This window comes from Rhizobium ecuadorense, from assembly GCF_001187535.1.
Classification (GTDB): domain Bacteria; phylum Pseudomonadota; class Alphaproteobacteria; order Rhizobiales; family Rhizobiaceae; genus Rhizobium; species Rhizobium ecuadorense.
Genome location: NZ_LFIO01001511.1, coordinates 1 through 219 on the forward strand (window position 1 = coordinate 1; position 219 = coordinate 219).

Sequence of the window (219 nt, forward strand, 5' to 3'; positions counted from 1 at the left end):
CACCATCATTCGCCATCGCATCGGCCGCTGCCTTGGTCTGCATGAAGGCCATCAACTTTTCCATATCAGCAACGTCCATGACCAAACCAACGCGATTAGACGTTTGAGGGTCTGTAAACGTGCGAATGTTCGTGACGCCAATCGGTTCCAATACCTGCTTGCGGATGGGTGAAGCGAGCCAGTGCTTCGTGTCTTTGACATTGTGATGGACCATTATGG

General features: G+C 51.6%; 1 protein-coding gene. It reads right to left on the minus strand.

Features of this window, described 5'->3' with window-relative positions:
- The coding region (locus AF337_RS31190) for a hypothetical protein (RefSeq protein WP_244471351.1) at positions 1-217 on the minus strand (217 nt) is incomplete at its 3' end.
- Between the last annotated feature and the right edge of the window lie 2 nt (positions 218-219).